Below are 22,410 nucleotides of genomic sequence, written 5' to 3'. Positions count from 1 at the left end.
CGCATCGGAGGGTTCCCGGAACGAAACTCACCACAGAACAGTTTTGACGTCTGTCCACATGTGCACACAAGCCGTGGACGGAACTCGGTAATGTGGAGAGGAGGATGGGGGAGTTCACAATGGATGTGCGTATCAGCAAGTTAAACGAGATCGAGAGCCGCCCCGCCAACAATCTGCTGCGGCGCTTGAACGCGGCGGATTATGCGCTGCTCGCACCGCACGTCACCGCTGACGACGTCGGCCCGAACCATCTGCTCTATAGTCCCGGCGACGACGTCCAGGTCGTGCACTTTCCCTGCGGTCCGTCGCTTGCGACGTTTCTCGTCCCGAATGAAGACGGCCGCGATGTCGAGACCATTCTGGTCGGTCGCGAAGGCGCGGTGGGCGGCATCGTCAGCGAGGGATTTCTGCCCGCCTATACCCGCATCTGCGTGAAATTCGGCGGCCCGTTTGCCCGTATTCACGTCGGCAAGCTGGAGGCGGCCAAAGCGCGTTCGCCGTCGCTGCGCAACATCTTTGCCCGCTACGCCGACTGCATGCTGGCGCAGATTTTCCAGTCCACCGCCTGCAACGCGATCCACTCGATCGAGCAGCGCACCGCCAAATGGATTCTGGCGGCGATGGAGCGGACCGGCGACGAGAGCAGCGTGCCGCTGACCCACGAGCAGCTCGCGACCTTGCTCGGCGTCGGCCGCAGCTATGCGAGCCGCGTGCTCCAGTCGTTCCGGGCCGAAGGCGTGCTCGACACGCGCCGCGGCTCGATCCTGGTCCGCAACCGCGACGGCCTGCGGCTGCGCGCCTGCCTGTGCAACGACGCCGTGAAGATGCATTTCGAGGAAGTGCTGCGCGGGGTCTACCCGACCGAGGAGACGGCCCCCAACTCGGCACAGGGCTGACCCGGGCGGGACGCCCCGCCAACCAACAAGGGCCGGTTTGGCACCGGATCGCCCCTAAGCTCCGGGGATTCCCGGACAAAATTCAGTTAGCCAACGGGCAAAGAACACATTGTTTTTTGGCGGTTTTTGCATATATTGCGCCGCAACGCGTGGGGTGCCCGGTCGATATGGCCGGGCTTCCCCTTTTTGGGCGGAAAGCGCCCGTTTCCAGTCTTCCAGCGTTGTTTCGAGAAGAGGTCCCGGTCCGACCGGCGAGATCGCGCTTAACCCATTGTTCGACCGCAAAGAAGCTCCCCCATGAACCTTCGCAACATCGCCATCATCGCCCACGTCGACCACGGCAAAACCACCCTTGTCGACAAGCTGCTGCAGCAATCCGGCACCTATCGCGACAACCAGCGCCAGGTCGAGCGCGCGATGGATTCCAATGATCTGGAACGCGAGCGCGGCATCACCATTCTGGCCAAATGCACTTCGGTGCATTGGGAAGACACCCAGATCAACATCGTCGACACCCCCGGCCACGCCGATTTCGGCGGTGAGGTCGAGCGCATCCTGTCGATGGTCGACGGCGTGATCGTGCTGGTCGATGCCGCCGAAGGCCCGATGCCGCAGACCAAGTTCGTGGTCGGCAAGGCGCTCAAGCTCGGCCTGAAGCCGATCGTCGCCATCAACAAGGTCGATCGCCCGGACGCCCGCGTCACCGAAGTCGTCAACGAGGTGTTCGACCTGTTCGCCGCGCTGGACGCCACTGACGAGCAGCTCGACTTCCCGATCCTCTACGGGTCGGGCAAGAACGGCTGGATGGCTGACTCGCCGGACGCATCCCATGACGTCGGCATGAGGCCGTTGTTCGATCTCGTGCTCAAGCATGTGGCGCCGCCGGTGGTCGAGGAAGGTCCGTTCCGGCTGCTCGGCACCATCCTCGAGGCCAACCCCTATCTCGGCCGCATCATCACCGGCCGCATCACATCCGGCACGGTGAAGCCCAACCAGGCCGTGAAAGTGCTGTCGCGTGACGGCAAGCTGGTGGAAACCGGCCGGATCAGCAAGATCCTCGCGTTCCGCGGCCTCGAGCGCCAGCCAGTCGATATTGCCGAAGCCGGCGACATTGTCGCCATCGCCGGACTGCCCAAGGGCACCGTGGCCGACACGTTCTGCGATCCGACCGTCGAGACCCCGCTGCAGGCGCAGCCGATCGACCCGCCGACCGTATCGATGTCGTTCATCGTCAACAACTCGCCGCTCGCCGGCACCGAAGGCGACAAGGTCACCAGCCGCCTGATCCGCGACCGCCTGCTGCGCGAGGCCGAAGGCAATGTCGCGCTGCGCGTCGTCGAATCCCAGGACAAGGACGCGATGGAAGTATCGGGCCGCGGCGAATTGCAGCTCGCGATCCTGATCGAGACCATGCGCCGCGAGGGCTTCGAGCTCTCCGTGTCGCGTCCGCGCGTCGTGTTCCAGAAGGACGAAGCCACCGGCCAGACCCTGGAGCCGATCGAGGAGGTCGTGATCGACGTCGACGAGGAGCATTCCGGTGTCGTCGTGCAGAAGATGAGCGAGCGCAAGTCCGAGCTGATCGAGATGAAGCCGTCCGGCGGCAACCGCCTGCGTCTGGTGTTCTACGCGCCGACCCGCGGCCTGATCGGCTACCAGGGCGAGCTGATGACCGATACCAAGGGCACGGCGATCATGAACCGCCTGTTCCACGACTACCTTCCGTACAAGGGCCCGATCCAGGGCCGTCGCAACGGCGTGCTGATCTCGAACGACCAGGGCGAGTCGGTGGCCTATGCCATGTTCAAGCTGGAAGACCGCGGCCCGATGATGATCGAGCCCGGCTGGAAGGTCTACAAGGGCATGATCGTCGGCGAGCACACCCGCGACAACGATCTCGAGATCAACGTTCTCAAGGGCAAGCAGCTCACCAACATCCGCACGACCTCGAAGGACGAGGCTGTGCGCCTGACCCCGCCGATCCGCATGACGCTCGAAAAGGCGCTGGCCTATATCGAGGACGACGAGCTGGTGGAGATCACCCCGAAGTCAATCCGCCTGCGCAAGAAGCACCTCGACCCGAACGAGCGCAAGCGTGCCGAAAAGGCCAAGGAAGCGGTGGCGTAAGCCACTGCTCCCTCACTGTCATGCCCCGGCTTGACCGGGGCATCCAGTACGCCGCGGCTTCTCCGTAAATCACGACCGTCTCTGGAATACTGGATCACCCGCTTTCGCGGGTGATGACACCTGATTTTGTGGTGCCTTTAGCGCGTATCAGAGACGTGCTAGAGCCCACCCATGTCCCTTCCCTCCTCCGTCGACGTCGCGATCATCGGGGCCGGTGCCGCCGGCCTCGGCGCGGCGCATGCGCTGGCGGGCTCCGGGCTCTCCATGATCGTGCTGGAGGCGCGCAACCGGCTAGGCGGCCGCGCCTGGACCGTGCAGGCCTCGCCTGAGGTCACCTTCGACGTCGGCTGCGGCTGGCTTCACTCGGCCGACAAGAACTCCTTCGTTCCAATCGCACGCGCACTCGGTTTCGAGCTCAACAAGGACCTGCCGCCCTGGCGCGAGCGCGCCTATGGCAATGCGTTTCCGCAAAGCGAGCGCGATGATTTCATGCACGCAATGGACGCGTTCTACGATCGGCTGTGGCAGGCCGCACAAAAGGGCAAGGACGAACCGGCGAGCCTGAGCCTCGATCCCGGCAATCGCTGGAACCCGATGATCGACGCGATCTCGACCTATATCAACGGCTGCGAGCTCGAGAATATGTCGACGCTCGATTGGGACGCCTATGAGGACAGCGAGCTCAACTGGCGCGTCCGCCGCGGCTATGGCGCGCTGATCGCAGCGTATGGCGCGCCCTGCCCGGTGGCGCTGAACTGCAACGTCACGCTGATCGACCATGCAGCCAAGCGCATCCGCATCGAGACATCGCAGGGCACGCTGACGGCCGACAAGGTGATCGTCACCGTCCCGACCAATTTGATCGCGGACGAAGCCATCCGCTTCTCGCCGCCGCTCCCCTCGAAGGTAAGCACCGCGGCCGGCCTCCCGCTCGGCGTCGACGACAAGGTGACGCTGGCGCTCGACGACGCCGAAGCATTTCCGAAGGAAGGCAATTTGCGCGGCGCCACCATGCGCACCGAGATGGGCACTTACCACATCCGCCCGTTCGGCCAGCCCTGCATCGAGGGCTTCTTCGGCGGCAGCTTCGCCCGCGACCTGGAAAACGCCGGCGCAGGCGCCATCGCCGCGCACAGCATCGACGAGATCGCCGGCTTTTTGGGTAACGACATCCGCCGCAAGCTGAAGCCGCTCTACGAGTCGCGCTGGGCGGATGATCCGTTTGCGCGAGGGTCGTATTCGCACGCGCTGCCGGGGCACGCTGGTGATCGCGCCGTACTGGCCGCGCCGGTCGATGGACGGCTGTTCTTCGCGGGAGAAGCGACGTCGCCGACCTTCTTCACGACGGCGCATGGGGCGCGAGACAGTGGCGAGCGGGCGGCGAAGGAAGTGCTGGCGGCACAGGGCAAGCCGTAGCCACGAACTCCGTCATTGCGAGCGCAGCGAAGCAATCCAGGCTGCCGCCGCGGAAAGAGCCTGGATTGGTTCGTCGCTTTCGCTCCTCGCAATGACGAGGAGACGCTACTCGATCACCCGCGCTCGCAAATCGGCATCCGGCACGAAGCACGCATCGTACTTGCCGAAAATGCGGTAGCGATTGCGCGCGATGAGGCTGTAGACGGGGTCGCGCAACGGCTTCGGCACGGCGAACAACGCACGTACCCAACCCCAGCCGGGAAGCAGCGACAACACGGTCAGCGCGGCGTCGGACTTCATGAACGCCTCACCGCCATGGACGACGGCGTTGGTGTCGGGATCATTCGGATCGATGCCGAACGTTCGCGCGAGCCTTGCGCCATAATCCGATTGGATCGGCGTGAACCGGAATCGCCGCCCTGTATCGCGCTTCGCGACGAAACGCACCCAGCGCGAGCAAAAGATGCACACGCCGTCGTACAGGATCACGTCGTCGTCGGGCCACTTACGCATCAGCGATTGTCCAGCATCAACAGTGCGACCAGCATCAGCACGATCGCCGGCCCGGTCTTCACCAGCGCGCCGAGCGGCTCGATCCAGAGGTCGGGGGTGAGGATCGCCGCGCCGAACATGTAGCCGAGCGAGGCGATGATGCCTGCGATCAGGCCAATCGCCGCGGTACGGCGGAAGGCGATCAGCATGCCGATGCTCATGTCCATCAGGCTGGTGCCGATGGTGATGGGATCGACCAGCGCCGGCGGAAAATTGTGCGCGGTCAGGATGCCGGCGGCGGCGCGGTAGGACACGAACAGCGCGATGAAGCCGGAGACGAGCCAGAACGCGACCAGGCAGGCGAAGATCAGCGCCTTGATCAGGAACAGCCGCGCGAACCATTTGTCCTGAATGCTGGCGGGGTGGCGCCCGATCGTCTGAGCGAGCGTCTTCGGTGAAATGCTCGTGGCGGCGATCCACGCGGAGGGATCGCCGGTCACGCCGCGGCGCAGCTCGGCGATCGCCGTGGTGCGCATCGGCGGCACCCAGCCGAGCGTGTTGGCGAGATCGCCGATTCTGGCGCCGAGATCGAGCATGAACGCCGGCATCGCGAGATGCGGCCAGGCGGCCGTGCCGAACGCGAGGCGGAATTGCTTGATGACGCCAGCCATCGTGATCGGCTCGGCCTGCATCAGGTCCCAGGTTACGGCTTTCACGGACAAATCGTCGCTCTCGCGCGCGGCGAGCCAGGCAATGGTCGCCGAGATCTCCTCGACGGCGACGGGCTGGAACGGCGTCGCCATCTCCTTCTCCGGCAGATCGAGCGGGAAGGCGGCGAGCGCGCGCAACATCGCGCTGCCGCCGTAGGCTGCCGGCGCGACTACGAAACCGGGCCGCAGGATGGCATGGGGAATGCCGGACGTTGCGATCAGACGCTCGGCCTCGCGCTTGGTCGTTGCGAAGGCGGTACGATCCGCCTCCGCGGTCCCGGGGATGGAAATATGCACCAGCCGGATCGCGCGACCGCTGTCGGCGATGGCCTGAAGCAGGCGCGCGACGAAATCGCGATGCACGGCGTTGGTGTCGCTGCCGGGACCGTCCTGGAGCACGCCGAGGCAATTCACGACGACATCCGCGGCATGCTCGCCGAGCAAGCGCGTCAGCGCGGCTGAATCAAGCGAGAGGATCGGCTGCTCGATGTCCAGCGCGCTCATGGTCTGCGCCGGCGACAGGCTGCGCGCGACGCCGATCACGCGAAAACCCCGCGCGCGAAGGTCGTCGGTGACGAAGCGGCCGATCAGGCCGGAGGCGCCGAGCACCAGAATGGTCCGCTGATCCATCGGTTTCCTCAGAACGGCTTTGCGATCATCAGCCAGAGAATGAGCATCGTCGCACCGAAGCCGGGAAAGCCGAATGCGAACCAGCGGCGGAACAGCACGACATAGCGATCCGGAAGCGCGCTGCGCTGTTCGGCGGCCTTGCGCGCGAGATCGCGCATCTCGATCTGCATGAACACGACGGGGATCCAGAACAGGCCGGCGAAGACGTAGAGCGCAAGCGAGGCCAGCAGCCAGCGCTCGGTGATCGGCGTCGCCGACAGCATCATCAGCAGACCGCCCGTGACGGGCTGCAGGATCACCGCCGAAAGCGTGAAGATCGCATCCGCGATCACCACCACCGTCGCCGTGCGCGCGATGAACGCAGCGTCCTGCGTGCGATGCGCCATCAGCATGAAGAAGGCGATGCCGGTTCCGGTGCCGAGGATGACGATGGCGCCGAGCACATGGAGATATTCGACCAGGAAATACAGCATCATGGCTTCTTGGTCGCCAAAGGCTTTGGCAGGTTCAGCGCACGGTCGAGCTCGGCGCTCGCAGCCTTCACGCCAGCTTCCGTCTCGATCATCCAATGGCCCTCGCTGCCCACGGCCGGCAAGGTGCGGACATCGACCCTGCCGCCGCTGCCGCGAAACGCATCCGCGAGAGATTGCGAGAACTTCGGCGCGAAATAGCTGTCATTGGCGGCAACCAGCCAGGTGACGGGAATACGCGCCGTCCTGCCGAACTCCGCTGCGGCCGCAAGCAGCGTGTGTGGCGCGCAAATCCGGTTCGGTTCGTCATTGGCATGGCCGCCGCGTCCCGGTGCAAAGGCGATGATGGCGGAGATCGTCTTCGGATCGGCATTCGCGAGCGCCAGCGCGCCCCAGCCGCCGGCGGAATGACCGATCACGATCGCGGCATCCTTGCGAATGAAGTCCTGCTTTCGCAAAAATTCCAGCGCGAGTGAAATTTGCGCGGCTGTCACGCGGCCCGAACGCGCGTAGTCCGCTTCGTCACAGCCGCCCTGGTCCTCGACATATTGTCCACCGGTCGCACCGTGGCCGAGCCGTTCCGGCACCAGCACGGCAAGGCCGCGCGCGACGAGAAAGGCTGCGAGCGCGCGGTATTCCGGCTGCGGCATTTGCGCGCGACGCAGCGCGTTCTGCGTCGAGGCATGCGCGATCACCGCGAGCCGGAATGGGCCGCTGCCCGCGGGGCGAAACAGCAGGGCCCGCGCCGCAATATCGGAGTCCGGCGACGGCACGCGCCAAAGCTGACGGCGAAAAGGTTCGCCTTCCTCGCCCGATGATCCGAACGTGACCTGCGCGCACACAGGTGACGCGATCAGCAGGGCCAACAGAGGCAGGAGCGCAAAGGTATTGAAGAGCCGCATGAATTGCCGGAGGCGAACACGGACAGCGACGACCACACTAGTCGGAACGAATCACTCTTGGCGGACTTTCTGCGTTGCCATTGACGTTCATTCGTTGCCGCAAAGCAGTTTTGCACCGACACAAGGCACGCCGGTGCCGATCGAAGTGGCCCCTTGTCTTTTTTCGGTACAACATGGTTAAAATACTGATGCACAAAGTCCACACGTTAACCGATAATTAACGATAGGTCTTGCCGCCGGCGCGGCGACTTGGTTTGATCACGCCCATGAGCACAACCCTGATCGAGGTCCGGCCGGCCAAAGCTGCAGATGCAACTGCGGTGGCGTCCACCCATGACGAAGCCTGGCGTTCCGCCTATCAGGGCATCATTCCCGGCGCCGAGCTGGAGAAGCTGATCAACCGCCGCGGACCGCAGTGGTGGGACAGTGCGATCCGCAAGGGCAGCCGCGTCAGCGTGCTCGTGTTCGGCGACAAGATCGCGGGTTACGCGAATTACGGTCGTAACCGTGCCCGCAGCCTGCATTTCGATGGCGAGATCTACGAGCTCTATCTGCGTCCCGAATTCCAGGGCCTGGGCTTCGGCCGCCGCCTGTTCGCCGCAGCCCGCCGCGACCTGATGCAGAGCGGCCTGAAGAGCATGGTAGTGTGGGCGCTCTCGGATAACGACCCCGCGACCGAGTTCTACCGGGCCCTTGGCGGCCGCATGGTGGCGCGCTCGTCGGAGCGTTTCGGGCCGAAGTCGCTCGACAAGGTTGCCTTCGCTTGGACCAATTGAGCTGCTGAAAGCTTAATCGGCAGCGTTACCCATCCGTCGATACCGTTGCCTTTTGAGCCGGTGATCGCTGGATTCATTATTTCGCAAAAACACGATGGATCGGCGGGCCAAGCCCGCGTAAGACAGCGCCGAAATCGCTGCCGGGCGAGGTTTAATTTCGGCAATAACGGAGCCTTTCTAATGCGTATCGATGCGGTCTCGATCGGAAAAAACGTCCCCCACGACGTCAATGTCATCATCGAAGTCCCCGTGGGCGGCGAACCGATCAAATACGAGATGGACAAGGAGGCCGGCACGCTGGTTGTCGACCGCTTCCTCTACACGCCGATGCGTTACCCCGGTAACTACGGCTTCATCCCGCACACGCTGTCCGACGACGGCGATCCCTGCGACGTGCTGATCATCAACACCCGCGCCATCATCCCCGGCGCCGTCATGAGCGTGCGCCCGGTCGGCGTGCTGTTCATGGAAGACGAAGCCGGCGGCGACGAGAAGATTCTGGCGGTGCCGTCGTCGAAGCTCACCCAGCGCTACGACAAGGTGAAGTCGTATTCCGACCTGCCCGACATCACGCTGCAGCAGATCCAGCACTTCTTCGAGCACTACAAGGATCTCGAGAAGGGCAAGTGGGTGAAGATCACGCGCTGGGGCGGCCCCGAGGAAGCACAGCAGCTGATCCTCGAAGGCATCGAGCGCGAGAAGAAAAAGAAGGCGTAAGCTTTCAGGCCCCGGCTCGCCGGCGCACCACTTGCGTGCTGCGCTGCGTCCGGGGCAAGAAGGCCGGATGCGCCGCTTTCTCAAGATCTTCCGCAATCTGGCCCTGCTCATCGTTCTCGGCGTCGTCGTCCTCGCCGGCGTGCTGGCATTCAATGTCGTCACGCGCGGCTCGCGGCAGATGCAGGTCGCTGCCATTCCCCGCGCGACCGTCGACACGCAAGGCGCGGCGCAGCGCCTGTCGGAAGCGATCCGCTTCCAGACCATCTCGAACTTCCTCAACCCCGATCAGGATGCCGACGCGCTGCGCGGCCTCCAGGCGCATATCGCCGCGAGCTTCCCGGCCTTCCACGCCGCCGCCAGGCGCGAGGTGATCGGCGGCTACAGCCTGCTCTACACCTGGGAAGGCACCGATCCCAAAGCGCAACCGATTGCGCTGCTCGCGCATCAGGACGTGGTCCCGATCGCCCCCGGCACCGAAAAGGACTGGCAGCAAAAACCGTTCGACGGCGCGATTGCCGACGGCTTCATCTGGGGCCGCGGCTCCTGGGACGACAAGGGCAATCTCTATGCGATGCTCGAGGCGGCCGAGCAGATGGCGAAGGACGGCTTTCGTCCGAAGCGCACGATCTACTTCGCCTTCGGCCATGACGAGGAGGTTGCGGGCACCCGCGGCGCCAAGGCGATCGCAGCCACGCTTGCTGCGCGCGGCGTCAAGCTCGACTTCGTGCTCGACGAGGGCCTGCTGATCACCGAAGGCATCATGAAGGGCCTCGACAAGCCGGCCGCGCTGATCGGCGTCGCGGAAAAAGGCTATTCGACGCTGGTGCTGACGGCGCGCACCGCGCCCGGCCATTCCTCGATGCCGCCGCGCGAAACCGCGATCGGCATGATGAGCGCCGCGCTGGCACGGCTCGAGGACCACCGGCTGCCGATGCACGTTCGCGGCGCGGTCGCCGAGATGTTCGACACGCTGGCGCCCGAGATGGGCGGTTTCAACCGCGTGGCGCTGTCGAATCTGTGGCTGTTCAAGCCGCTCTTGCTGCGCGAGTTCGAGAAGAGCGGACCGACCGAAGCGATGGTCCGCACCACGACGGCGCTGACCATCTTCAATGCCGGCGACAAGGACAATGTGCTGCCGGGCAATGCGGATGCCACCGTCAATTTCCGCCTGCTGCCCGGCGATACCGAAGCCAGCGTCACCGATCACGTCCGCTCGACCATCGCCAATCCGAAGATCTCGATCACGACCTTCCCCGGCAATACCGATCCGCCGCCGGTGACGGGCACCGCGAGCAAATCCTATGCAGCGCTGGCGCGCGCGATCCGCGAGGCGTTTCCGGATGCGATCGTCGCGCCCGGCCTGATGATCGCGGCGACGGATTCACGCCACTATGCCGGCCTCACCGACAACATCTTCCGCTTCTCGCCGGTGCGCGCCAATTCCGACGATCTCAAGCGCTTTCACGGCACCAATGAACGGCTCAGCATCGAAGGCTATGCCGACATGATCCGGTTCTATCGGCGGCTGATCGAGAATAGCGCGGGGTAAGTTGTTGTTTTCTCCCTCGCCCCGCGTGCGGGGAGAGGGGGAGCCTCCGCAACGATGGTGAGAGTTGGACCCGCGGAGAGTCTCCCTCACCCGGAATTCAAGCTGCACTTGAATTCCTACCTCTCCCCGCAAGCGGGGCGAGGTGAAGAAAAGCTACACCGCCGGCTTCGGCAAGCCCGCGATCGCACACGCCGCACGCAGCGTGTTCACGAGCAGGCACGCCACCGTCATCTGGCCGACGCCGCCTGGCACCGGCGTGATCGCGCCGGCAACTTCGAGCGCTTCCTGATAGGCGACATCGCCGACCAACCGCGTCTTGCCATCCTCTTTCGGTATACGGTTGATGCCGATGTCGATCACGGTCGCGCCCGGCTTCAGCCAGTCGCCGCGCACCATCTCAGGCTTGCCGACCGCGGCATAGACGAGGTCGGCGCGCTTCACGAGCCCGGGCAGATCACGCGAGCGCGAATGCGCGATGGTCACCGTGGCGTTCTCGTTCAGCAGCAATTGCACCAGCGGGCGGCCGACCAGATTGGAGCGGCCGATGACGATGGCGTTCATGCCTTCGAGCGAAGCGTGCACGCTCTTGGTCAAAATGATCGAGCCGAGCGGCGTGCAGGGCGATAGTGCCTGGAAACCTCCGGCGAGCCGGCCGGCATTGTTCGGGTGCAGGCCGTCGACGTCCTTGGCGGGATCGATGGCGTTGATGACCGCCTCGGTGTTCAGGCCCTTCGGCAGCGGCAACTGCACGAGAATACCGTGCACGGCGGGATCGCGGTTGAGCTTGGCGACGACCGCCAGCAGATCCGCCTGCGAGACATCAGCGGGCAGCTTGTGCTCGAACGAGGCCATGCCGGCGGCCTGGGTCTGGGTATGTTTCGAGCGGACATAGACCTCGCTGGCGGGGTCGTTGCCGACCAGCACCACCGCGAGACCCGGCACCAGATTGGCCTCGCGCTTGACGCGCGCGACCTCGTCGGCGACGCGGGCGCGGAGTTCCGCAGCGATGATCTTTCCATCGATGATCTTGGCGGTCATGTCAGTTCCCTCAGTCTGTCGATTTGGCCGCAGCGAGCTTGCGCAGGGCTTCGCCGAGCCGCGCCGGATCGCCGTCGACCGCGATCTGCTTCAGCCGCGAGGTGGCACCGGATAGCAGTTTCACACTGGCCTTGGGTACGCCCAGCGATTTCGCCAACAGGACCAGAACGGCCTTGTTGGCCTCGCCGCCATCGGCGATCGCGCGCACCCGCACCTTGAGCACGCTGCGGCCATCGGCCAATTGCTCGATCCCGTCGATATCGTCGCGGCCGCCGCGAGGCGTCACCCGCAGCGCGATGCTGATTCCAGCGGCCGAGTAGCGCCAAGGTTCCCTAAAGGCGTCTTTGGCGACCAAGGCGCTCCAGCCTGCTCAGATCACGTTCGGGTAGATGTAGTACAGGATCACCCGCTCGATGAACATGATGAGCAGGATCAGGATGATCGGCGAGATGTCGAGGCCGCCGAGGCTGGGCAGGAAGTTGCGAATGGGCGCCAGGACCGGCTCGGTGATCCGGTACAGGAACTCCGCCACCGCCGAAACGAACTGGTTGCGGGTGTTCACGACGTTGAAGGCGATCAGCCAGGACAGGATCGCGGAGGCGATCAGCAGCCAGACGTAGAGGTCGAGCACGATGATGACGATGTCGAGAACGGCACGCATGACTTTTGAAGACTCTGGCTTTTGAAAACTCTGGCTGCGGTCGGGATTGACGCCTTTTGCTAGATATCGGTTCCCCCCCGCCCAAACAAGGGAAGTCGGTGTCGGGATGGCTAAAACCGGGTTACACGCGTCCTTGACTTGACCCTGCCGGGGACTTAAATGGCGGCCGGTTGTCGGCCGCATTTACCAGAGCGGCCAGCAAAGGGGCCATAGCTCAGCTGGGAGAGCGCGTCGTTCGCAATGACGAGGTCGGCGGTTCGATCCCGCCTGGCTCCACCAGCCTTCGCTCGCTTCGCGAGCTACGGCTAGGCAAGCCCGGGAAGTCTCTCGCAGCGAAGTGAGCGAAGGCTGCCCCGCCATAGCCCGGAGGGCGACGGCGGGCTCTATCCGGTCGAGTTCCTCCCCCTACTTCCCCGTAAACCTTGGCGGCCGCTTCTCCATGAAGCTTGCGACCCCCTCCCGGAAGTCGCTGCCGTTCAGCGCCACCATCATCTCGCGATTCGCCTCGATGGTCGCCTCGGCCAGGGTCTGGAACGGCACCTCGTAGAGCTGCCGCTTGATCACGGCCATGGCGCTCGGCGAGACGAAATCGGCGAGGTCGCGCGCATAGGCATAGGTCTCCTCGCGCAGCTTTTCCGGCGGGCAGAGTCGGTTGACCAATCCGATCCGCAGCGCCTCCTCGCTCGACACGCGCCGGGCCGAGAGCAGGAGATCCATCGCGTTGGCGTGGCCGACGATGTGCGGCAGCATCCAGGACATGCCATGTTCGGCGATCAATCCGCGTCGCGCGAAGGCCGTTGTGAACACGGTGTTGTCGGCGGCAAAGCGCAGGTCGCAATAGAGCGCGTGAACGAGCCCGATGCCGGCGGTGGCGCCGTTGAGCATGGCAATCACCGGCTTTGCGATCGACGGATAGAATCCGTAGCGGGTCTGCCAGTCCGGCCGGCGGTTCATGTCGAACGGCGGCAGATTCGATGCGCGCCTGACATCGTTGGGATCGAGCCCTTTCAGCGCATCCATGTCGGCGCCGGCACAGAAGGCGCGGCCTGCACCGGTCAGCACGATGACGCGGACATTGTCGTCCGCGCTCGATGCTTCCATCGCATGACGCACGTCGCGCTCCATGATCGGCGTCCACGCATTCATGCGATCGGGACGATTGAGCGTGATGGTCGCGATCTTGTCGCTCACCTCATAGAGAATGTGTTCGTAGGCCATGGCGCTCTCCCTTTGCCGGCACGCGTTCGCGCGCGCTCGTTGGCAGCGAGCCTAGCATATCCAGGGAAGAGGCAAGGACACTTGCGCCAAGGACTTGCGCCAAGAACCTGAGCGAAGCCGCGATCACTCGGCGGCTTGCGCCAGCACCGGCCGGCGCGCCAGCCAGCCGTCGATGAAATGATCGAGCCAGGCACGTTCCGCGGCGTCATAGACGGCGCGGTCGGCGAAATGATGATGCCGCTCGCGCGCACCGGGCGCGCTGAGACCGTCATAGCCGCGCGTGGTCCAGCAATGCATCATCGCGTAGGTCACGTCGGGATGAAACTGCACGCCGAAGGTATTGCCGGTGCGGAACGCCTGGATCGGAAAATCATCGCCTTCCGCCAGCAGTTCAGCGCCGGCAGGCAATTGAAATCCCTCGCGATGCCAGTGATAGACCTGCGCCGGCCAGTGCGGGCAGAGCGCGTGACCCGCCGCTGTGGGCCGGATCGGGTAGTAGCCGATCTGGGTCAGTGCCTCCGCATGTGGCGCGACGCGCGCACCAAGCTGCATCGCCAGCATCTGCGCACCGAGGCAGATGCCGAGGAATGGCCGCTGTTCGCGGAGTGGAATTTCGATCCAGTCGATCTCGCGCCGGATGTAGTCGTCGGAATCGTTGGCGCTCATCGGGCCGCCGAAGAACACGGCGCCGGCATACCGGTCGAGCGTCTCGGGCAGGGGATCGCCGAAGCGGGGACGGCGAATGTCGAGGCGATGGCCGAGCGCGCGCAGCGCATTGCCGACGCGGCCGGGCGTCGAGGATTCCTGATGCAGGACGATCAGAACCGGCAACCGGGCCTCGGAGGCGGCCGCGCCCGGCGTCCTTCTGGGGAAGGGCACCAATTCTGCGCCACCAAACCTGTCCGTCCGGAACGACATGGCCTCTGCGAGTGCTATCGGTTCAGATCGCCAGCATAGCTAAGCGAAGGTTAACATCGCGTGAGTTCGCGCACACACGCACCGATATTGAAGCAAGCTCCGGGCCACTACGGATGCTGAGGGCTTTCTTCAGTGCCGCTGCCGCTGGAACCGGCTGGTGGCGGACAGGATGAAGCCACGCGGGAAGAAGCGCAGCGCGAATGGCACGATCTTGATGCCGAGACCGGGCAGCACTGCACGTTTGTTGGCCATCAGGCCGCGATAGGCCTGCTCCGCGACAACGGCCGCAGGCACGTTGAGAAGAGCCGTGTCATGGCCGGACCCGACGCCGGCGCGCGCCTGGAATTCGGTGGGCACCGGACCCGGGCAAAGCACGGTGACACGAACGCCGTGCGGCGCGAGCTCCGCCCGCAAGGCCTCGGTGAGAGAAATCACATAGGCCTTGGACGCGTAGTACACGGCCATGCCGGGGCCGGGCAGGAAGCCTGCGACCGAGCCGACATTGAGAAGGCCACCCTTGTTCCTGATCAGCTGATCGGCAAAGCGCAGCGACAGATCGGTCAACGCGCGGACGTTGACGTCGACGATGCCGACCTGCTCACAGCGGTCGCGCTCGATGGCATCGCCGAACACGCCGAAGCCGGCATTGTTGACGAGGTTGTCGAGCTCGACACCTTCGGCCGCGAGCGCCGCGGCGATCTTCTCGCCGGCGTCGATGTCCCGGAGATCACAGGCGATCACAATCGGCTTCTTGCCGCCCTTGGCGGCAAGCTCATTGGCGAGCGCTTCCAGCCGGTCCGCTCGTCGCGCCGTCAGCGCGAGACGATGCCCGTTGGCGGCGAACACACGCGCCAGCTCCGTACCTATGCCCGCCGAAGCACCGGTGATCAACGTTACCCGCTCAGTCACGATCGAAGTCTCTTGAATTGACGCTTTTTGGCCCCACAATCGCCGAACGAGAGCATAGGGCATGCGCGACAGGCAAGCGTCGCCATCGTCATGGCGGCTTGAGCAGGCAACAGGGAGGGCAGAAAACCCCGGAATTGCAGGCGAATCCGGAACCGGGCGGCCGAGGGCTACATTAAAGTTTCGTCATGTGCCCGATACAACCGGCGATCTGCCACCGGCCAGCTATCAGCCGCCGACGGCGCCGTCCTTGACCTGACCACCGGCCCGGCCCGCGACGGCATGCTTGAGGTCGATCCGGTCACGCTGGGAAATCCCGAGCAGGTCGGAGGCCCGCCAGACCACATTATCTTCGAATTCAGAAACCTGGCCGTCGGCGTAGACCAGCTCCCACATCATCTGGACGATGCGTTTGCGACCCTCTTCGTCGAGCGAGCGCATGATGACGCTGGTGAAGTGATAGAGATCGACCGCATCGCCTTCGACCTGGGTCGCGTCGGCGATCAGACGATCCGCCGTGCCGCGATCGAGCCCGAAATGGCTTTCGATCAGGCTGTGCAGCTTGCGCTGCTCGGTCGCCGTCGGCTGTCCGTCCAGCGAGACCACGTGGACCAGCAACGCCGTCGCCGCCAGCCTGTAATCGCTGTCGCCGAACGCGCGATCCTGGGCTTGGGGAGCAACAATGTCGGCGATGAATTGGCGCAGGCCGTCGAGCATAAGGTCCTACCAAAATCAATGACGCCGCGGGAGCGCGGCCGTTACCAGCATTATATGAGCAGGAAACCCAACCAGCGCAACGTGCGTCAACTCCGCGCGCTGATTACGTTTCGGCAATCTGTTCCCTGTCATTCCGGGGCGCGCTAAGCGCGAAACCGGAATGACGAATGAGAACTCACGGAATCTCGTACACCACCATCTTGTCGGCGATGCCGCGCAACGCAGCCTGTTTCTGGATCGGCTTGATTGCGCGCTGCTCCAGCACCTCGGCGACGGCCGGTGCGTCCAGCACGGGACCCGTGATGTGGATCTCCTGCGCGGTCGACAGGCTTTGCACGCGTGCTGCGATGTTGACGGTCTGGCCGAAATAATCCTGCCGCTCGTTGAGCATCACCGCGAGGCATGGACCTTCGTGGATGCCGATCTTGACGATGAGATCGTCGGTGCCGCGCTGCGCGTTGAGCGCGTCCATCGCCGCGCGCATCCGCAAGCCGGCGACGATCGCATGCTCGGGACGGACGAATGTCGCCATCACCGCATCGCCGATCGTCTTCACCACCGCGCCTTTCTCCGACGAGATGATCTCGAGCAGCGCATGGAAATGCGCGCGCACGAGATCGAAGGCGGCGAGATCGCCGACGCGTTCGTAGAGCGCGGTCGAGCCCTTCAGATCGGTGAACAGGAATGTCAGCGAGGTGATCTGCAGCCGCTGGTCGAGACTGAGATTGTCCGCCTTGAACACATCGCGAAACGTCTGGTTCGACAGCATCCGCTTGGCGGTGAGGAACGGCTTGCGCTTGCCGATGAGGTGGTGGAGCGCCTCGGCGGCGATGAACACCGACGGCAGCACGCGCACGCCGGCCTGGTTCTCCAGCGACAGTCGCAGCGGACCCGGCCGCATCGTCGTGGTCCCGGTCGGCGCCTGCACCCTGTTGTACATGATAGCGAGCTGCTGACGGTCCTTGGTCGGCTCGCCCTGCACGTCGATGAAATGGGCGGCGTGCGTCACCGGCTCGAAGATGATGATGAAGTCGTTCGGCAATTGCAGCGACATGGTCGCCTTCTCGCCGGCCGGCAGCTCCATCGTGTCGAGCGTCACCTCGTCGGACAAGGTCGCGAACGATTCCTTGTTGAAGTCGACGCCGGAGCTCCAGAACACCTGCTTGAAATACTCCCACACCGGAAGCGTGTCAGGGTCGTGCGCCGCGATGCGCCGCACCCGCGGGTTCACGGTGAAGGAGACTTCGACCTGATCGTCGACGGAGGCCTTGTAACCGCAGGCGCAGAGCGCGCAGTGGTAGTCATCGGGCTTCAGCGCCTTCAGCGTCGAGTGCGCGCCAAGGACGCCGCCGCAGCCCGGGCACAGCACGTTCCAGCCGAGATCGAACAGACCGAGCCGGGCCGAATGCAGGAAGGCGGAGATGACGCGCTCCTCGTCGAGGCCGTGCTGCCGGGAGAAATCGAGAACGTTGACGCGGTTGAGCTCGTGGTCCTCGCCGTGCTCGATGAGCTCGGCAATCGCATCGACCACCTTTGCGTCCGCAGTCTGCTTCAGAACGGAGAACTGGGCCTGGATATCGCTCATGGCGTAACTCTATCTTGGTTTGATCACGCCATCGGCCGGGCAACAGCCCGTCATCGGCGCGTGATGCTGAACAGGGGCGAACGGTCCGGCTGCGTCGTGACGACGCCGAGCGGGATCACGGGAGTCTTGTCGGCGAGCTGGACGCGGAAGGCGCCGATCAGCCGGGCCAGCGCCAGCACGGATTCGGCCTGCGCGAACGGCGCGCCGATGCAGACGCGCGGGCCTGCGCCGAACGGCAGATAAGCGAACCGATCGGGCGCCTCTTTGGACATGAAGCGCTTGGGAATGAACGCGTTCGGCTGGTCCCACAGCTTCTCGTGCCGGTGCAGCAGCCACGGCGCGATCATGATAATGTCGCCCCTGCCGATCTCGACGCCGGCGGCATTGTCCTTCTCGCGCGCGGCCCGCGCGACCAGGAAGGCCGGCGGATAGAGCCGCATCGTCTCGTCGATCACGGCGCGGGTGAATTTCTGGCGATCGATATCGGCCATGCTGTCGAGATGTTCGCCACGGGTCTCGGACGCCACCTCCTCCTGCGTCTCCGGATCGAGCGCGAGCAGATAGAGCGCCCAGAACAGCGCGGTCGCCGTGGTCTCGTGACCGGCGAGGATCATGGTCGCGACCTCGTCGACGAGCTGCTCGTCCGAAAAACCCTTGCCGGTTTCGGGATCGCGCGCCTCGTCCATGAGGTCGAACAGGTCGCGCGGCGGCGCGCCGTCCTTCTTGCCCATCTTGCGCCGTTCGGCGATCAGCATCGCGACGAATTCGGTCCAGCGCTTGCGGAAGCGGGCGCGGGCAAAATCCATCGGGGTCGGCCACGACACCGGCAGCAGCATGTCGAGGAAATACGGCCGTCCCAGCCGCTCGCCATACTCCATGACGAAGTTGCGCAGGGTCGCGCCGTGGCGGTCCATGCCGAACGAGAACATCGTGCGCCCGGCGATTTCCAGCGTCATGCGCTGCATGATCTCGCGCAGATCGACCGGTGCGCCGGTCTGCGTATCCAGCTTCGCAATGGTCTCGTCGAGCACGGCTGTCATGTGCGGGACGAGATTCGCGGTCGCGCGCGGCGTGAACGCAGGCGCGAGCGTGCGCCGCTGAAACGTCCAGGAATGACCTTCGGCGATCAGGAGGCCCTCACCGAGCACCGGACGCAGCATGCGGATCCCGGCCGGCGTTCGCGTGTAATTTTCGTAGTTGTTGAGCAGGACGTGCCGGATCGCGGCCGGCTGGTTCAGGATGAAGCTGTTGTGGAGGAAGAAGCGGCCCTTGATGACCTCTTCCTCATAGGCGCGCTGCGCCCAGGTCGCGATCATGTTCTGCCGGAGGAGTGCGACCCGGCCAAGGAACGTCATGTCGTCGGGCGCACGCGGCGGGGCCGGAGGAGTGATGGGCCGACGCACGCTGGCGATATTCATGGCTCCCTCCCGAGATGTGACGCAGGGAAATAGCTAGTAAGTCAGCTCGGCAACCGCAATCCTGTTCTCGGCGGCGGGCCAGGCGCGTGCCACAATCCGTTCTTCGTCGAACTGGGCCACGATGTTACGCCCGATCTCGCTCGGCGGCAGCCGCAAGGTCGCTGCCGAATCCGTGGGCACGCCCGGCTTGACGTCGGCCGGCTCCTTGCCGTCGAGCAGCACCACGTCGCGCGGCAGGCCGAGATAGCCGCGCGGCCGCGACATGATCACGACAGCTCCGGCCTCCTTATCCGGCGGCCCGAGCGGACGCGCAGGCCGCAGATGCACGACATCGGACGAGCGCGGGAATGGCGAGCGGTAGATATGCGTTGTCGGCGCATCCGGCGACGTCAGGACGAATTCGAGCGACCAGGACGGATCGACCTGTGCCGGCCCCCAGCGGCCGTCGGCGCCGGTCTTAGCGCTGTGCACCGCACTGCCCTTGCGCTCACCGGTATCGGGATCGACGCGGAATATCTCGACGGTTGCACCCGCAACCGGACGATTGGTCGAAACGCCGCCGGGCGTGCCCGTGACGAGGCCACTCAGCCTGACGCTCTGTTCCGGGACAATCGCGATCCGTGCGGGCTCACGTCCGGCGATGAATTTGTAGATCTCGCGAAAGGCGCGCGGGTGGAATGCCACCTCGCGATGATCGAGCGCGCCGAGCACGAGATTGGTCGCGCCTTTCAGCTCCGGTCCTTCGGTGGTGACGCCGGTCGGCGTGCCGGGCTTGCCGATGAAGCGGCCGTCGGCTTGCGCGTATTTGTCCATGCCGTCGCTGCGCAGCGTGAGGAAGGCGACACCCGGCGTTACCTCGCTCTCGCCCTCGTTCAGGCCGCGCAGGAACGTGCCGCGGCCGTTGAACTCGTTGTTGGGCTGATCGTCGGTCGCGAACACGCCGTGATTGGGTGTGCCGCACAGCACGGCATGGCTGACATCGCCCGCGCCGCCGTTCTTGATGACGTTGCGAATGGCGTAGCCGCCGCGGGAACTTCCGACCAGCGCCACGCGAGGTGCGCCAGTACGGCGCTTCAACTCAGCGATGGCGGCGGCGAGCTCGCGGCGCTGATCCTCGGTCGAGGAGCGGCCCGCCTGCTCGACCTTGTCGTCGGTGCGCGCATTGGGATCGGTGAAATTGATCGCCATCATGCGCTCGCGCGCGACGCCGTTGGATTCCATCCGCCACAGCGTCGTCATCCAGAGCGCGTCGTAGTCGCCATTGCCGTGGACGAACAGGATCGGAGGCAGCTCCGGAGGCTGCGCCGCGATCGGCGCCGATTGTGCCAGTGCGCCCGTCCGCAAGCTCGCAACCGCGAAAGGCAAGCTGCCGGCACCCTGCAAGATCGTCCGTCGCGACAGCTTCATCCGTTCCTCCCCGGCAAACCCAACTTTGCACCGCTTATAGCGGCCTAAGCACTGGACAGCGAAGGACTTTCGCGGGCATCACTGACATTGCCGGAATCACCCAAAGACCACTTCTGCCAGCCCATTTGGAAGGGGATATGACCGAGCAGCCGAACCGTCAGAAATTCGCCGGCGACGGCATCACCGCACCCCTGCGGTACACCGTATTCCGGCGCATCTGGCTCGCCAGCCTGCTCTCCAATCTCGGCCTCCTGATCCAGGGCGTGGGCGCGGCCTGGGCGATGACGCAGATGGCGGCCTCGGCGGACAAGGTCGCGCTGGTGCAGACCGCCCTGATGCTGCCGATCATGCTGATCTCGATGCCGGCCGGCGCCATCGCCGACATGTATGACCGTCGCATCGTCACCCTGGTCTCGCTCGCGATCGCGCTGACCGGCGCCACCGCGCTGACGATCCTGGCCGGGCTCAAGCTGATCACGCCGGAAACGCTGCTCGCCTTCTGCTTCGTCGTCGGCAGCGGCAACGCGCTGTTCGGACCGGCCTGGCAATCCTCGGTCAGCGAGCAGGTGCCGCCCGAAGCGCTGCCGTCGGCCGTCGCGCTGAACGGCATCAGCTACAACATCGCACGCAGCTTCGGCCCCGCGGTCGGCGGCGTCATCGTCGCCTCGCTCGGCGCGGTAGCGGCGTTTGCCTGCAACGCGATCCTCTATCTGCCGCTGCTGGTGGTGCTGCTGATGTGGCGCCGCTCGGTCGAACCGTCGCGCCTGCCGCGGGAAAAGCTCAACCGCGCCATGGTCTCGGGCTTCCGCTACATCACCAATTCGCCGCCGATCAAGATCGTGCTGTTGCGCACCTTGGTGATGGGCCTGATCGGCGGCGCCGTGATGGCGCTGATGCCGCTGGTCGCGCGCGATCTGCTGCATGGCGGCGCGCAGACCTACGGCATCATGCTCGGCGCCTTCGGCATGGGCGCGGTCGTCGGCGCGCTCAACATCCACGAATTGCGCAAGCGCATGAGCGGCGAGGCCGCGATCCGCGCTTGCACCCTCTCGATGGCCTTCGCGATGGCCGCGCTTGCGGTCAGCAACGAGCCGGTGCTGACGGCGGCCGCGCTGGTGCTCGCGGGTGCGGTCTGGATGGCGGCGGTCGCGCTGTTCAATATCGGCGTGCAGCTCTCGGCGCCGCGCTGGGTGGCCGGCCGCTCGCTCGCCGCGTTCCAGGCTTCGATCTCCGGCGGCATCGCGATCGGTGCCTGGGGCTGGGGCCATCTCACCGACTATGCCGGCGTCGAGGTCGCGCTGCTGGTTGCGGCCGGCCTGATGCTGCTCTCGCCGCTGCTCGGAATCTGGCTCGCGATGCCGCGCGTCGGTGCCCGCAACGAGGACGCCGACGTGCTGGCCGATCCCGAGGTGAAGCTGTCGATCACCGGCCGCAGCGGGCCGCTGGTGGTGGAGATCGAATACCGCGTGTCTCAGGAGAACGCGCGCGCCTTCCACAATGTGATGCAGGACGTGCAGCTCTCCCGGCAGCGCAACGGCGCCTATGGCTGGTCGATCGCACGCGACATCGCCGATCCCGAATTGTGGACCGAGCGCTATCACTGCCCGACCTGGTTCGATTACCTGCGCCAGCGCAACCGCTCGACCCAGTCCGAGCGCGCGCTGCATCAGCAGGCGATCGACTACCATATGGGCCCCGACCCGGTGCGGATCCGTCGCATGCTGGAGCGGCCGTTCGGCTCGGTGCGCTGGAAGGAAGAGACGCCGGATCGCACCAAGGACGAGGTGCTGCCGGTGGTCGCGACCGCGGCGGGGAGCAGCACGTAAGGTTTGCCAGAACCGTAGCCCGCATGAGCGAAGC

21 protein-coding genes and 1 tRNA gene are annotated in these 22,410 nt (G+C 65.0%); 8 read left to right on the top strand and 14 right to left on the bottom strand.

What is annotated here, in order from left to right; translation table 11 throughout:
- Positions 1-119 precede the first annotated feature (119 nt).
- The 3 genes from VGR99_RS03575 to VGR99_RS03565 all read left to right on the top strand — a co-directional run bounded on the left by VGR99_RS03575 (position 120) and on the right by VGR99_RS03565 (position 4,436).
- Positions 120-896 (top strand): Crp/Fnr family transcriptional regulator, encoded by a 777-nt coding sequence (locus VGR99_RS03575; protein ID WP_326896922.1) that lies wholly within the window; start codon positions 120-122, stop codon positions 894-896.
- Between the two features lie 297 nt (positions 897-1,193).
- Positions 1,194-3,020, top strand: coding sequence for a translational GTPase TypA (typA, locus tag VGR99_RS03570; protein ID WP_326896921.1), 1,827 nt, complete (start codon positions 1,194-1,196; stop codon positions 3,018-3,020).
- A 171-nt stretch (positions 3,021-3,191) separates the two neighbouring features.
- Entirely contained in the window at positions 3,192-4,436 is a 1,245-nt protein-coding gene (locus VGR99_RS03565; RefSeq protein ID WP_326896920.1) for an NAD(P)/FAD-dependent oxidoreductase, read from the top strand.
- Between the two features lie 105 nt (positions 4,437-4,541).
- On the opposite strand, the gene VGR99_RS03560 is transcribed toward VGR99_RS03565, so the two are convergent.
- Genes VGR99_RS03560 through VGR99_RS03545 form a run of 4 tightly spaced genes read right to left on the bottom strand, consistent with a single transcriptional unit; the run spans position 4,542 to position 7,640 of the window.
- The gene (locus tag VGR99_RS03560; protein ID WP_326896919.1) at positions 4,542-4,949 is read right to left on the bottom strand and encodes a thiol-disulfide oxidoreductase DCC family protein; all 408 of its coding nucleotides are present in this window, start codon (positions 4,947-4,949) and stop codon (positions 4,542-4,544) included.
- Complete coding sequence (locus tag VGR99_RS03555) at positions 4,949-6,268, bottom strand: SDR family oxidoreductase (RefSeq protein ID WP_326896918.1); 1,320 nt, start codon at positions 6,266-6,268, stop codon at positions 4,949-4,951. The genes VGR99_RS03560 and VGR99_RS03555 overlap by 1 nt, the downstream gene beginning before the upstream one ends.
- An 8-nt stretch (positions 6,269-6,276) precedes the next feature.
- Positions 6,277-6,744 (bottom strand): DUF2269 domain-containing protein, encoded by a 468-nt coding sequence (locus tag VGR99_RS03550; RefSeq protein WP_326896917.1) that lies wholly within the window; start codon positions 6,742-6,744, stop codon positions 6,277-6,279.
- Complete coding sequence (locus VGR99_RS03545) at positions 6,741-7,640, bottom strand: dienelactone hydrolase family protein (RefSeq protein ID WP_326896916.1); 900 nt, start codon at positions 7,638-7,640, stop codon at positions 6,741-6,743. The genes VGR99_RS03550 and VGR99_RS03545 overlap by 4 nt, the downstream gene beginning before the upstream one ends.
- A 266-nt stretch (positions 7,641-7,906) precedes the next feature.
- Here VGR99_RS03545 and VGR99_RS03540 point away from each other — a divergent pair, with 266 nt between their 5' ends.
- The 3 genes from VGR99_RS03540 to VGR99_RS03530 all read left to right on the top strand — a co-directional run bounded on the left by VGR99_RS03540 (position 7,907) and on the right by VGR99_RS03530 (position 10,682).
- A complete protein-coding gene (locus tag VGR99_RS03540; protein WP_008136728.1) occupies positions 7,907-8,416 on the top strand; it encodes a GNAT family N-acetyltransferase in 510 nt (169 codons plus the stop codon).
- Positions 8,417-8,596: 180 nt separating this feature from the next.
- The gene (ppa, locus tag VGR99_RS03535; protein ID WP_326896915.1) at positions 8,597-9,133 is read left to right on the top strand and encodes an inorganic diphosphatase; all 537 of its coding nucleotides are present in this window, start codon (positions 8,597-8,599) and stop codon (positions 9,131-9,133) included.
- Positions 9,134-9,200: 67 nt separating this feature from the next.
- The gene (locus tag VGR99_RS03530) at positions 9,201-10,682 is read left to right on the top strand and encodes a M20 family peptidase (protein WP_326896914.1); all 1,482 of its coding nucleotides are present in this window, start codon (positions 9,201-9,203) and stop codon (positions 10,680-10,682) included.
- Between the two features lie 153 nt (positions 10,683-10,835).
- On the opposite strand, the gene folD is transcribed toward VGR99_RS03530, so the two are convergent.
- The 3 genes from folD to VGR99_RS03515 are packed head-to-tail and all read right to left on the bottom strand — an operon-like array spanning position 10,836 to position 12,381.
- A complete protein-coding gene (gene folD, locus VGR99_RS03525) occupies positions 10,836-11,720 on the bottom strand; it encodes a bifunctional methylenetetrahydrofolate dehydrogenase/methenyltetrahydrofolate cyclohydrolase FolD (RefSeq protein WP_326896913.1) in 885 nt (294 codons plus the stop codon).
- A gap of 10 nt (positions 11,721-11,730) precedes the next feature.
- Positions 11,731-12,075, bottom strand: coding sequence for a DUF167 domain-containing protein (locus VGR99_RS03520; RefSeq protein WP_326896912.1), 345 nt, complete (start codon positions 12,073-12,075; stop codon positions 11,731-11,733).
- 15 nt (positions 12,076-12,090) lie between these two features.
- Complete coding sequence (locus VGR99_RS03515) at positions 12,091-12,381, bottom strand: YggT family protein (protein WP_007598721.1); 291 nt, start codon at positions 12,379-12,381, stop codon at positions 12,091-12,093.
- A 203-nt stretch (positions 12,382-12,584) separates the two neighbouring features.
- On the opposite strand from VGR99_RS03515, the gene VGR99_RS03510 reads away from it, so the two are divergent.
- Positions 12,585-12,660, top strand: a tRNA-Ala gene (locus VGR99_RS03510).
- Positions 12,661-12,786: 126 nt separating this feature from the next.
- On the opposite strand, the gene VGR99_RS03505 is transcribed toward VGR99_RS03510, so the two are convergent.
- The 7 genes from VGR99_RS03505 to VGR99_RS03475 all read right to left on the bottom strand — a co-directional run bounded on the left by VGR99_RS03505 (position 12,787) and on the right by VGR99_RS03475 (position 20,550).
- Positions 12,787-13,599, bottom strand: coding sequence for an enoyl-CoA hydratase (locus tag VGR99_RS03505; protein WP_326896911.1), 813 nt, complete (start codon positions 13,597-13,599; stop codon positions 12,787-12,789).
- Between the two features lie 123 nt (positions 13,600-13,722).
- Positions 13,723-14,517 carry a glutamine amidotransferase gene (locus VGR99_RS03500; RefSeq protein WP_326896910.1) on the bottom strand — a complete coding sequence of 265 codons (795 nt, stop codon included), beginning with the start codon at positions 14,515-14,517 and terminating at the stop codon, positions 13,723-13,725.
- Positions 14,518-14,646: 129 nt separating this feature from the next.
- Complete coding sequence (locus tag VGR99_RS03495; protein WP_326896909.1) at positions 14,647-15,426, bottom strand: SDR family oxidoreductase; 780 nt, start codon at positions 15,424-15,426, stop codon at positions 14,647-14,649.
- Between the two features lie 225 nt (positions 15,427-15,651).
- On the bottom strand, positions 15,652-16,140 hold the full coding sequence (locus VGR99_RS03490) for a TerB family tellurite resistance protein (RefSeq protein WP_326896908.1): 489 nt from the start codon (positions 16,138-16,140) through the stop codon (positions 15,652-15,654).
- 175 nt (positions 16,141-16,315) lie between these two features.
- Positions 16,316-17,725 (bottom strand): adenylate/guanylate cyclase domain-containing protein, encoded by a 1,410-nt coding sequence (locus VGR99_RS03485; RefSeq protein WP_326896907.1) that lies wholly within the window; start codon positions 17,723-17,725, stop codon positions 16,316-16,318.
- 50 nt (positions 17,726-17,775) lie between these two features.
- The gene (locus VGR99_RS03480; RefSeq protein WP_326896906.1) at positions 17,776-19,143 is read right to left on the bottom strand and encodes a cytochrome P450; all 1,368 of its coding nucleotides are present in this window, start codon (positions 19,141-19,143) and stop codon (positions 17,776-17,778) included.
- A gap of 33 nt (positions 19,144-19,176) precedes the next feature.
- On the bottom strand, positions 19,177-20,550 hold the full coding sequence (locus tag VGR99_RS03475; RefSeq protein ID WP_326896905.1) for a hydrolase: 1,374 nt from the start codon (positions 20,548-20,550) through the stop codon (positions 19,177-19,179).
- A 137-nt stretch (positions 20,551-20,687) separates the two neighbouring features.
- On the opposite strand from VGR99_RS03475, the gene VGR99_RS03470 reads away from it, so the two are divergent.
- A complete protein-coding gene (locus tag VGR99_RS03470) occupies positions 20,688-22,376 on the top strand; it encodes an MFS transporter (RefSeq protein WP_326896904.1) in 1,689 nt (562 codons plus the stop codon).
- The last annotated feature ends 34 nt before the right edge of the window (positions 22,377-22,410 follow it).

This window comes from Bradyrhizobium sp., assembly GCF_035935975.1.
Taxonomy (GTDB): Bacteria; Pseudomonadota; Alphaproteobacteria; order Rhizobiales; family Xanthobacteraceae; genus Bradyrhizobium.
The sequence above is the reverse complement of the archived record's forward strand: the minus strand, read 5'-3'. Positions and strand labels throughout refer to the sequence as shown.

Coding starts and splice junctions, on each gene's coding strand:
- VGR99_RS03575 (WP_326896922.1), top strand. CDS start 120: ATGGATGTGCGTATCAGCAAGTTAAACGAGATCGAGAGCCGCCCCGCC.
- typA (WP_326896921.1), top strand. CDS start 1,194: ATGAACCTTCGCAACATCGCCATCATCGCCCACGTCGACCACGGCAAA.
- VGR99_RS03565 (WP_326896920.1), top strand. CDS start 3,192: ATGTCCCTTCCCTCCTCCGTCGACGTCGCGATCATCGGGGCCGGTGCC.
- VGR99_RS03560 (WP_326896919.1), bottom strand. CDS start 4,949: ATGCGTAAGTGGCCCGACGACGACGTGATCCTGTACGACGGCGTGTGC.
- VGR99_RS03555 (WP_326896918.1), bottom strand. CDS start 6,268: ATGGATCAGCGGACCATTCTGGTGCTCGGCGCCTCCGGCCTGATCGGC.
- VGR99_RS03550 (WP_326896917.1), bottom strand. CDS start 6,744: ATGATGCTGTATTTCCTGGTCGAATATCTCCATGTGCTCGGCGCCATC.
- VGR99_RS03545 (WP_326896916.1), bottom strand. CDS start 7,640: ATGCGGCTCTTCAATACCTTTGCGCTCCTGCCTCTGTTGGCCCTGCTG.
- VGR99_RS03540 (WP_008136728.1), top strand. CDS start 7,907: ATGAGCACAACCCTGATCGAGGTCCGGCCGGCCAAAGCTGCAGATGCA.
- ppa (WP_326896915.1), top strand. CDS start 8,597: ATGCGTATCGATGCGGTCTCGATCGGAAAAAACGTCCCCCACGACGTC.
- VGR99_RS03530 (WP_326896914.1), top strand. CDS start 9,201: ATGCGCCGCTTTCTCAAGATCTTCCGCAATCTGGCCCTGCTCATCGTT.
- folD (WP_326896913.1), bottom strand. CDS start 11,720: ATGACCGCCAAGATCATCGATGGAAAGATCATCGCTGCGGAACTCCGC.
- VGR99_RS03515 (WP_007598721.1), bottom strand. CDS start 12,381: ATGCGTGCCGTTCTCGACATCGTCATCATCGTGCTCGACCTCTACGTC.
- VGR99_RS03505 (WP_326896911.1), bottom strand. CDS start 13,599: ATGGCCTACGAACACATTCTCTATGAGGTGAGCGACAAGATCGCGACC.
- VGR99_RS03500 (WP_326896910.1), bottom strand. CDS start 14,517: ATGTCGTTCCGGACGGACAGGTTTGGTGGCGCAGAATTGGTGCCCTTC.
- VGR99_RS03490 (WP_326896908.1), bottom strand. CDS start 16,140: ATGCTCGACGGCCTGCGCCAATTCATCGCCGACATTGTTGCTCCCCAA.
- VGR99_RS03485 (WP_326896907.1), bottom strand. CDS start 17,725: ATGAGCGATATCCAGGCCCAGTTCTCCGTTCTGAAGCAGACTGCGGAC.
- VGR99_RS03480 (WP_326896906.1), bottom strand. CDS start 19,143: ATGAATATCGCCAGCGTGCGTCGGCCCATCACTCCTCCGGCCCCGCCG.
- VGR99_RS03475 (WP_326896905.1), bottom strand. CDS start 20,550: ATGAAGCTGTCGCGACGGACGATCTTGCAGGGTGCCGGCAGCTTGCCT.
- VGR99_RS03470 (WP_326896904.1), top strand. CDS start 20,688: ATGACCGAGCAGCCGAACCGTCAGAAATTCGCCGGCGACGGCATCACC.